This window comes from Streptomyces sp. NPDC058307 (genome assembly GCF_042880295.1).
GTDB lineage: Bacteria > Actinomycetota > Actinomycetes > Streptomycetales > Streptomycetaceae > Streptomyces.
Genome location: NZ_JBHVYZ010000011.1, coordinates 148,803 through 156,347 on the forward strand (window position 1 = coordinate 148,803; position 7,545 = coordinate 156,347).

The following is a 7,545-nucleotide window of genomic DNA, read 5'->3' on the forward strand; positions in this document are numbered from 1 at the left end:
CTGACCCGGGGCGCGTGAGGGAAGGGCCCCCGGTGGGACGACCGGGGGCCCGCCTCATGGTGTGCCGGGGGTTCCGGTGACTGCTCCGCGTGACGTGGTCATGCAGTGGGCCGGATCGCGCGACGCTCGGGATCATCGTCGGGGGTCTGGGGGTGTCCCCCGGAGAAATCAGTATCTGCGCGATCGCGGGTTTCTTCGTACTGGGCATCATTCTCGGCCCGGTCGCGATCGTCTGCGGTTGGCTTGCCATGGGCCGCACCTGGTCGGGCGGCAGTCGTGCCTGGCCTGCTCTGGTCGCCTTCGTACTGGGCGCCATCGACACGCTCCTGGCGATCATCTGGCTCGTCGGAGCGGCCACCCCGGGCAGCGGTCTGTTCTGACCCGGGGCGCGTGAGGGAAGGGCCCCCGGTGGGACGACCGGGGGCCCGCCTTCAGTTGCCGACGGACGTCTTGCGCAGGGCCGCGACCTCCGCGCGCAGGGCCCGTACTTCCTCCGTCAGGGCCTGGATCGCCTCCGTCTGCCGGCGTTCCTCCACGTCGTCCTTCTCGAAGCGCTCGATGAACCAGGCGGCGATGTTCGCGGTCACCACACCGAGCAGGGCGATGCCGGAGAGCATCAGCCCGACCGCGATCACGCGGCCCAGGCCGGTGGTCGGGGCGTGATCGCCGTAGCCCACGGTCGTCATGGTCGTGAAGGACCACCACACCGCGTCACCCAACGTGCGGATGTTCCCGTTCGGTGCGTCCCGTTCCACCGAGAGCACCGCCAGTGACCCGAACATCAGCAGTCCCACGACCGCCCCGGCCACATACGTCGTCACCCGGATCTGCGAGGCCATCCGTGCCCGCTGCCCCACCAGCAGCAGGGTGGAGACCAGGCGCAGCAGCCGCAGCGGCTGTATGAGCGGCAGTATCACGGCGCACAGGTCCATCCAGTACTGCCGTACGAATCCGCGGCGGTCCGGCGAGAGCGACAACCGCATGAGGTAGTCGACGGCGAAGACTCCCCACACCACCCATTCGACCCCCGTGCACACCGCAGTGAGCGACCGTCCCGCCGAGGTGTCCACGATCGGCACGGCGTAGGCGACGGCGAACAGCACCGCGAGCGTCAGAAGGGGCCGCTGGGTGTGCTGTTCCCAACGGACCTGCGCCGACTGTTCCTTCATGACCGCATCGTAAGGAAACGGTAAGGGCGGTGGAGCCGCAGCTCCACCGCCCTTCGTCCGTTCCGGCCGAGCGCAGCGGCTACGCGTCGCCGCCCGCGGCCCCCGGGTCGGCCGCCGAGACGTCCAGCAGCTGGTACCGGTCGATCGCCTGCTTCAGCACCGACCGGTCCACCTTGCCCTCGCGCGCCAGCTCCGTCAGCACGCCCAGCACGATCGACTGCGCGTCGATGTGGAAGAACCGCCGCGCCGCGCCCCGGGTGTCGGCGAACCCGAACCCGTCCGCGCCCAGCGACTGGTACGTGCCCGGCACCCACCGCGCGATCTGGTCCGGAACCGCCCGCATCCAGTCGGACACGGCCACGAACGGCCCCTGCGCCCCGGCCAGCTTCCGCGTCACGTACGGCACCCGCTGCTCCTCCTCCGGATGCAGCAGGTTGTGCTCCTCGCAGGCCACGGCCTCGCGCCGCAGTTCGTTCCAGGAGGTCGCCGACCAGACGTCCGCCTTGACGTTCCACTCCTCGGCGAGGATCTTCTGCGCCTCGACCGCCCACGGCACGGCCACGCCGGAGGCCATGATCTGCGCCGGGATCGCGCCCGAGGTGCCCTCGGAGAAGCGGTAGACGCCCTTGAGGATGCCCTCGACGTCCACGTTCTCGGGCTCGGCCGGGTGCCGGATGGGCTCGTTGTAGACGGTGAGGTAGTAGAAGACGTTCTCGCTGTCCGGGCCGTACATCCGCCGCAGACCGTCCTGCACGATGTGCGCGATCTCGAACCCGAACGCCGGGTCGTACGCCACACAGCCCGGGTTGGTCGAGGCGAGCAGCTGCGAGTGGCCGTCCGCGTGCTGGAGCCCCTCACCCGTCAGCGTCGTACGGCCCGCGGTCGCGCCCAGCACGAAACCGCGCGCCAGCTGGTCCGCCATCTGCCAGAACTGGTCGCCGGTGCGCTGGAAACCGAACATCGAGTAGAAGACGTAGACCGGGATCAGCGGCTCGCCGTGCGTGGCGTACGCGGAGCCCGCCGCGATGAGCGAGGCCGTGCAGCCCGCCTCGGAGATGCCGTCGTGCAGCATCTGGCCCGTCGGCGACTCCTTGTAGGCGAGCAGCAGCTCCCGGTCCACCGACTCGTACTGCTGGCCCAGCGGGTTGTAGATCTTCGCACTCGGGAAGAACGAGTCCATGCCGAAGGTGCGGTACTCGTCCGGCGCGATCAGCACGAACCGCTTGCCGAGCTCCTTGTCCCGCATGAGGTCCTTGAGCAGTCGTACGAAGGCCATGGTGGTGGCGATCGACTGCTGACCGGAACCCTTCTTCACGCTCGCGTACGTCTTGTCCTCCGGCAGCGCGAGCGGCTTGGCACGCACGACACGCGTCGGGACGTAACCGCCCAGACCCAGCCGGCGGTCGTGCATGTACTGGATCTCCTCCGAGTTCCGGCCCGGGTGGTAGTAGGGCGGCGCGCCCGACTCCAGCTCCTTGTCGGAGATCGGCAGGTGCAACCGGTCGCGGAAGCCCTTGAGGTCGTCGACCGTCAGCTTCTTCATCTGGTGCGTGGCGTTGCGGCCCTCGAAGTTCGGGCCCAGCGTCCAGCCCTTGACGGTCTTGGCGAGGATGACCGTCGGCTGGCCGGTGTGCTCCACCGCCGCCTTGAACGCCGCGTAGATCTTCTTGTGGTCGTGACCGCCGCGGCCCAGGTGCAGGATCTGGTCGTCGGTCATGTTCTCGACCATCGCGCGCAGCCGCTGGTCGTCGCCGAAGAAGTGGTCGCGGATGTAGGCGCCGGACTCGGTGGCGTAGGTCTGGAACTGGCCGTCCGGGGTGGTGTTCATGCGGTTGACGAGGATGCCGTCGCGGTCCTGCGCGAGCAGCGGGTCCCAGGTCCGGTCCCAGATGAGCTTGATCACGTTCCAGCCGGCGCCGCGGAAGACCGACTCCAGCTCCTGGATGACCTTGCCGTTGCCGCGCACCGGGCCGTCGAGGCGCTGGAGGTTGCAGTTGACGACGAAGGTCAGGTTGTCCAGGCCCTCGCGTGCGGCGATGGTCAGCTGGCCGAGCGACTCGGGCTCGTCCATCTCGCCGTCGCCGAGGAACGCCCACACATGGGACTTGCTCGTGTCGGCGATCCCGCGCGCGTGCATGTAGCGGTTCATCCGCGCCTGGTAGATCGCGCCGATCGGGCCGAGGCCCATCGACACGGTCGGGAACTCCCAGAAGTCCGGCATCAGCCGCGGGTGCGGGTACGAGGACAGCCCGTGCGGCGCCTTCGACTTCTCCTGGCGGAAGGCGTCGAGGTTGTCCTCGCTGAGCCGGTCGAGCAGGAAGGCGCGCGCGTAGATGCCGGGGGAGGCGTGCCCCTGGAAGAAGACCTGGTCGCCGCCGTCGCCCTCGTCCTTGCCGCGGAAGAAGTGGTTGAAGCCGACGTCGTACAGGGACGCGGAGGACGCGAAGGTGGCGATGTGGCCGCCGACGCCGATCCCGGGACGCTGGGCGCGCGAGACCATAACGGCCGCGTTCCACCGGGTGGCGTTCAGGATCTTGCGCTCGATCTCCTCGTTGCCCGGGAAGAACGGCTCCGCTCTGGTCGGGATGGTGTTCACGTAGTCCGTGCTGCGCATCTCGGGCACGGCCACGCGCTTCTCGCGGGCCCGCTCGATGAGCCGCAGCATCAGATAGCGGGCCCGCTCCCGGCCGCGCTCGTCCACGGCGGCGTCGAGGGAGTCGAGCCACTCCTGGGTTTCCTCGGGATCGAAGTCAGGAACCTGACTCGGAAGGCCGCCAATGATGATCGGGTTGCGATCGGATCCGGAAGCCACGCTGTTCCTTACCTGTCAGAGGGCCGTATTCCTGTATGTCTGCACCGCTCCCCATCGTGTACCTCGGGGGGCCAAACGTCATCTCTACTCCGGGGTAACCCCAGGTCCCGTACCCGGGTATGGTTCCCAAACACACAAAGAGGGCAGAAAGGTGTGGCATGTGTCACGGCGTGACCGCGATGATGTGCCGGGAGTTGGGGTGACAGTCCCGGAACGTCACCGTTTCGGCGGTCTGAAACGCCGGGTACTTGCGCGATCCGCCCCGCCCGTGTGGACTACGGCCAACGCTTCGCGCACGCGCGTGGCTGAGACTCCCCCCGAGCCGACGGCCTGGAGGGACCCCCAATCAAAGACAAGACCAGGAGGCAACCCGTGAGCGCGACCGCGGACCACGCGGAGACGAGCCCTGCCGTGAGGCTGGGGTTCCAGCCCGAGCAGGTGGTCCAGGAGATCGGCTACGACGACGACGTAGACCAGGAACTCCGCGAGGCCATCGAGCAAGTCATCGGCAGCGACCTTGTGGACGAGGATTACGACGACGTCGCCGATGCCGTGGTGCTCTGGTTCCGTGACGAGGACGGCGACCTGACCGATGTGCTGGTGGACGCCACCACGTACATCGAGGAGGGCGGCTCGATCCTGTTGCTGACGCCGAAGACCGGCCGGGACGGCTACGTGGAGCCGAGTGACATCTCCGAAGCCGCGACGACGGCAGGCCTGTCCGCCTCCAAGAGCGTCAGTGTGGGCAAGGACTGGAGTGGCAGCCGGCTGGTGACACCCAAGGCGGCCAAGTCCAAGAAGTAGCCCGGTAGGACCGGACGGGCCGGCGCGACCGGCCCGTCCGCTTTCCTCCGGTGATCGCTGCGTAGGCTGGTCGCGTCACTCGAACAGCCCCCCGAAGGGACATCCACGCGATGGCGATCCAGGTCGGCGAAAAGGCCCCCGACTTCGAGCTCAAGGACAACCACGGCCGGACCGTGAAGCTGTCCGACTTCCGCGGCGGCAAGAACGTCGTGCTGCTCTTCTACCCCTTCGCCTTCACCGGCGTGTGCACGGGTGAGCTGTGCGAGCTGCGTGACAACCTTCCGCAGTTCTCCGACCGCGACACCCAGCTGCTCGCCGTCTCCAACGACTCCATCCACACCCTGCGCGTCTTCGCCGAGCAGGAGGGCCTGGAGTACCCGCTGCTCAGCGACTTCTGGCCGCACGGCGAGGTCTCCCGCGCCTACGGCGTCTTCGCCGAGGACAAGGGCTGCGCGGTGCGCGGCACCTTCGTCATCGACAAGGAGGGCGTGGTCCGCTGGACCGTCGTCAACGCCCTGCCGGACGCCCGTGACCTGAACGAGTACGTGAAGGCGCTCGACACCCTGTGATTGTTCGCCTCCAGGGACTGCGTGAGCCGGGAACCCGTCACTAGGATCGAATCGTTGATCCGACAGCATCCGACATCGCACGCACTGTGGGGCTTTCGGCCCCCGGACACCAAAATGGAGGACTCGTGGGAGTCAGCCTCAGCAAGGGCGGCAACGTATCGCTGACCAAGGAGGCCCCGGGCCTGACCGCGGTCATCGTCGGTCTGGGGTGGGACGTCCGCACCACGACCGGCACCGACTTCGACCTGGACGCCAGCGCGCTGCTGCTGAACGCGGCCGGCAAGGTCGCCAGCGACGCGAACTTCGTCTTCTTCAACAACCTCAAGAGCGCGGACGGCTCCGTCGAGCACACCGGCGACAACATCACCGGTGAGGGCGAGGGCGACGACGAGCAGATCAAGGTCAACCTCGCCGCGGTCCCGGCCGACGTCGACAAGATCGTCTTCCCGGTCTCGATCTACGACGCCGAGAACCGCCAGCAGTCCTTCGGCCAGGTGCGCAACGCGTTCATCCGCGTCGTGAACCAGGCCGGCGAGGCGGAGATCGCCCGCTACGACCTCTCCGAGGACGCGTCCACCGAGACCGCCATGGTCTTCGGCGAGCTCTACCGCAACGGCGCGGAGTGGAAGTTCCGTGCCATCGGCCAGGGCTACGCCTCGGGCCTGCGCGGCATCGCCCAGGACTTCGGCGTCAACGTCTAGGACCTGTTCACCCGGCCGGCCCTCGGACCGGCCCCGGCTCTCTTCGTCCGGCGCCGCACGGTTTGCGTGCGGCGCCGGACGCGCAGGACAAGCACAGAAGCACACTTTCGGGGAGGGACAGCACATGGGCGTCACGCTCGCCAAGGGAGGGAACGTCTCCCTGTCCAAGGCCGCACCCAACCTCACCCAGGTGATGGTCGGACTCGGCTGGGACGCGCGCTCCACCACCGGAGCCGACTTCGACCTCGACGCCAGCGCCCTGATGTGCAGCAGCGGGCGGGTCCTGGGTGACGAGTACTTCATCTTCTACAACCAGCTCAAGAGCCCGGACGGCTCGGTCGAGCACACCGGCGACAACCTCACCGGTGAGGGCGAGGGCGACGACGAGTCGCTGCTGATCGACCTCTCCAAGGTGCCGGACCGGTGCGACAAGATCGTCTTCCCGGTGTCGATCCATGACGCCGACAACCGCGGGCAGACCTTCGGCCAGGTCAGCAACGCCTTCATCCGTGTGGTCAACCAGGCCGACGGCCAGGAACTGGCCCGCTACGACCTCTCCGAGGACGCCTCCACCGAGACCGCGATGATCTTCGGCGAGCTCTACCGCTACCAGGGCGAGTGGAAGTTCAGGGCCGTGGGGCAGGGGTACGCGTCGGGCCTCAGGGGCATCGCCCTGGACTTCGGCGTCAACGTCTCATAGCGCGATATGAGCAAAAGCCGGGGCCGGGTGGGGCTTCGAGGGTGCCCGACTACACTTCGCTTCAAAGTTTCGTAAAGCCGAGTGCGGCACGGGGGAACCCCGTACACGTACGGATTGGGTAGCCAGTGGTTCTCAAAACCTTCGGCTGGTCGTTCGCGGTCACCGCGCTCGGCCTGGTCGCTGCGGTCCTCTACGGGGGGTGGGAGGCCTTCGGAATCGTGGCGATCCTCTCCATCCTCGAGATCTCCCTGTCGTTCGACAACGCGGTGGTCAACGCCGGCATCCTGAAGAAGATGAGCGCCTTCTGGCAGAAGATCTTCCTCACGGTCGGCGTCCTCATCGCCGTGTTCGGCATGCGGCTGGTCTTCCCCGTCGTCATCGTCGCGATCAGCGCCAAGATGGGGCCCATCGAGGCGGTCGACCTCGCGCTCAACAACAAGGACCACTACCAGCAGCTGGTCACCGACGCGCACCCGGCGATCGCCGCGTTCGGTGGCATGTTCCTGCTGATGATCTTCCTCGACTTCATCTTCGAGGACCGGGACATCCAGTGGCTGCGCTGGATCGAGCGGCCGCTGGCCAAGCTCGGCAAGGTCGACATGCTGTCGGTCTGCATCGCCCTGGTCGTCCTGCTGATCACCGCCTTCACCTTCGCCACCCACGCCCACCAGCACGGCGGCGCACATGTCGACAAGGCGCAGACCGTCCTGATCTCCGGTATCGCGGGCCTGATCACCTACATGGTCGTCGGCGGCCTCTCCGGCTACTTCGAGGACAAGCTCGAAGAGGA

General features: G+C 67.6%; 8 protein-coding genes. 6 read left to right on the plus strand and 2 right to left on the minus strand.

Features of this window, described 5'->3' with window-relative positions; all coding sequences use genetic code 11:
* The first annotated feature begins 152 nt into the window (after positions 1 to 152).
* A complete protein-coding gene (locus ACFVYN_RS11295; RefSeq protein WP_389995833.1) occupies positions 153 to 380 on the plus strand; it encodes a hypothetical protein in 228 nt (75 codons plus the stop codon).
* A gap of 51 nt (positions 381 to 431) precedes the next feature.
* On the opposite strand, the gene ACFVYN_RS11300 is transcribed toward ACFVYN_RS11295, so the two are convergent.
* Both ACFVYN_RS11300 and aceE read right to left on the minus strand, forming a co-directional pair.
* Positions 432 to 1,169: a potassium channel family protein gene (locus ACFVYN_RS11300; protein ID WP_389995836.1), complete on the minus strand. Its 738-nt coding sequence runs from the start codon at positions 1,167 to 1,169 to the stop codon at positions 432 to 434.
* A gap of 79 nt (positions 1,170 to 1,248) precedes the next feature.
* Entirely contained in the window at positions 1,249 to 3,981 is a 2,733-nt protein-coding gene (gene aceE / locus ACFVYN_RS11305) for a pyruvate dehydrogenase (acetyl-transferring), homodimeric type (protein ID WP_389995838.1), read from the minus strand.
* Positions 3,982 to 4,353: 372 nt separating this feature from the next.
* On the opposite strand from aceE, the gene ACFVYN_RS11310 reads away from it, so the two are divergent.
* The 5 genes from ACFVYN_RS11310 to ACFVYN_RS11330 form a co-directional block, all read left to right on the plus strand.
* The gene (locus tag ACFVYN_RS11310) at positions 4,354 to 4,785 is read left to right on the plus strand and encodes a DUF3052 domain-containing protein (RefSeq protein WP_020116104.1); all 432 of its coding nucleotides are present in this window, start codon (positions 4,354 to 4,356) and stop codon (positions 4,783 to 4,785) included.
* 110 nt (positions 4,786 to 4,895) lie between these two features.
* Entirely contained in the window at positions 4,896 to 5,354 is a 459-nt protein-coding gene (locus tag ACFVYN_RS11315) for a peroxiredoxin (RefSeq protein WP_389995841.1), read from the plus strand.
* A 125-nt stretch (positions 5,355 to 5,479) separates the two neighbouring features.
* Positions 5,480 to 6,055: a calcium homeostasis/redox stress adaptation protein gene (locus tag ACFVYN_RS11320; protein WP_007381726.1), complete on the plus strand. Its 576-nt coding sequence runs from the start codon at positions 5,480 to 5,482 to the stop codon at positions 6,053 to 6,055.
* A gap of 124 nt (positions 6,056 to 6,179) precedes the next feature.
* The gene (locus tag ACFVYN_RS11325; RefSeq protein WP_389995843.1) at positions 6,180 to 6,755 is read left to right on the plus strand and encodes a TerD family protein; all 576 of its coding nucleotides are present in this window, start codon (positions 6,180 to 6,182) and stop codon (positions 6,753 to 6,755) included.
* Between the two features lie 125 nt (positions 6,756 to 6,880).
* On the plus strand, positions 6,881 to 7,545 hold a 665-nt coding region (locus ACFVYN_RS11330), incomplete at its 3' end, for a DUF475 domain-containing protein (protein WP_389995846.1).

Bases quoted from the DNA above. Each gene is read 5' to 3' on its own strand.
- ACFVYN_RS11325 (WP_389995843.1), top strand. From the start codon at position 6,180: ATGGGCGTCACGCTCGCCAAGGGAGGGAACGTCTCCCTGTCCAAGGCC.
- ACFVYN_RS11315 (WP_389995841.1), top strand. From the start codon at position 4,896: ATGGCGATCCAGGTCGGCGAAAAGGCCCCCGACTTCGAGCTCAAGGAC.
- ACFVYN_RS11300 (WP_389995836.1), bottom strand. From the start codon at position 1,169: ATGAAGGAACAGTCGGCGCAGGTCCGTTGGGAACAGCACACCCAGCGG.